The organism is Ruegeria sp. AE4 (assembly GCF_056542185.1).
Window position 1 is genome coordinate 1 of record NZ_JBQFZK010000045.1, and the last position, 1,925, is coordinate 1,925.

Genomic DNA, 1,925 nt, shown 5'->3' on the forward strand with positions numbered 1-1,925 from the left:
CCCTCTGCGCGTTGATGGCCCCTTTTGTGATGCGGGGGTCGTTGCCTTCGCTGAGGGCGATTATGGGACGGGTGGCCGGAGCGTTTTGCCGCAACAGCTCGACGGGTGTCAGGGTCATGTGCTCCGGCCTCGTCCTGGGGTTAAGCGCCCTGCGCCTTCATGTCATCGGCGCTGATGCCGGCGACTGCGACGGGTTTTTTCATCGCGTCGCGGCGGAAAGGCTCGCCAAGTTCCTGGTTGATCAGGGCCTCGATCAGCGTGGTGATGCCGTTCTTCTGGTCCTCGATCGCCTGGTTCAGCGCCGCGGTCAGCTCGTCCTGGGTGCGGGCCACGACGCCTTTCAGGCCACAGGCCTGCGCGATACCGGCATAAGACACCTTGGTGTCCAGCTCGGTGCCCACGAAGTTGTCGTCGAACCACAGGGTCGAGTTGCGCTTTTCCGCGCCCCACTGGTAGTTGCGGAACACGATCTGGGTCACGGCGGGCCATTCCTCGCGGCCAATCGCGGTCAACTCGTTCACCGCGATGCCAAAGGCACCGTCACCGGCAAAGCCCACAACCGGAACATCCGGGCAGCCGATCTTGGCACCGACAACGGCGGGCAGGCCATAGCCGCAGGGGCCGAACAGGCCCGGTGCCAGGTATTTGCGACCCTCTTCAAACGACGGATAGGCGTTGCCGATGGCGCAGTTGTTGCCGATGTCCGAGCTGATGATCGCCTCTTTCGGCAGCGCCGCCTGAATGGCGCGCCACGCCATGCGCGGGCTCATCCAGTCGGGCTTGGCCGCGCGGGCGCGCTGGTTCCAGGTGGTGCCCGGATCGTCATCCTCATGGGTCATCGAGGTCAGTTCCTGCGCCCAGGCCGATTTCTTCTGCGCGATGCGCTCTTTGCGCTCCTTGCGGCCTTCGTCACCGGCGGTGTCGCTCAGCTGGGCCAGAATGCCCTTTGCCACCTTGGCGGCGTCGCCGATGATGCCGACGCTGACCGCTTTGGTCAGGCCGATACGGTCAGGGTTGATGTCAACCTGGATGATCTTGGCATCCGCAGGCCAGTAGTTGATGCCATAGCCCGGCAGGGTCGAGAACGGGTTCAGACGGGTGCCGAGGCACAGGACAACATCCGCCTCGCTGATCAGCTCCATCCCCGCTTTCGAACCGTTATAGCCCAGCGGACCGGCAAACAGCGGGTGGCTGCCCGGGAAGGCGTCATTGTGCTGGTAGCCGACGCAGACCGGCGCATCCAGGCGCTCGGCCAGCGCTTTCGACGCCTCGATGCCGCCTTCGGCCAGAACCACACCGGCGCCGTTCAGAATGACAGGGTTTCTGGCGTTCGACAGCAGCTCGGCCGCCTGGGCCACGGCGCTTTCGCCACCCGAGGGGCGCTCGAACTCGACAATGGCGGGCAGGTCGATATCGACAACCTGGGTCCACATGTCGCGCGGGATGTTCAGCTGGGCCGGGGCGCTGGCGCGCTTGGCCTGCATGATCACACGGTTCAGAACCTCGCAGACGCGGGTCGGGTCGCGGACCTCTTCCTGATAGGCGACCATGTCCTCGAACAGCTTCATCTGCTCGACTTCCTGAAAGCCCCCCTGACCGATGGTCTTGTTGGCCGCCTGCGGGGTCACCAGCAGAAGCGGGGTGTGGTTCCAGTAGGCGGTCTTGACGGCGGTCACAAAGTTGGTGATGCCCGGACCGTTCTGCGCGATCATCATCGACATCTTGCCGGTCGCCCGGGTGTAGCCATCCGCCATCATCCCCGCGCTGCCCTCATGCGCACAGTCCCAGAACATGATCCCAGCCTTCGGAAACAGATCCGAAATCGGCATCATCGCAGAGCCAATGATCCCAAACGCATGTTCAATACCATGCATCTGCAAAACCTTAACAAAGGCCTCTTCCGTCGTCATCTTCATAGGGGTGTT

1 protein-coding gene is annotated in these 1,925 nt (G+C 63.5%); it reads right to left on the reverse strand.

Translation table 11 applies throughout. The features are described 5' to 3' along the window. Positions 1–140 precede the first annotated feature (140 nt). A complete protein-coding gene (xsc, locus tag ACR0EK_RS20260) occupies positions 141–1,916 on the reverse strand; it encodes a sulfoacetaldehyde acetyltransferase (RefSeq protein ID WP_209599474.1) in 1,776 nt (591 codons plus the stop codon). Between the last annotated feature and the right edge of the window lie 9 nt (positions 1,917–1,925).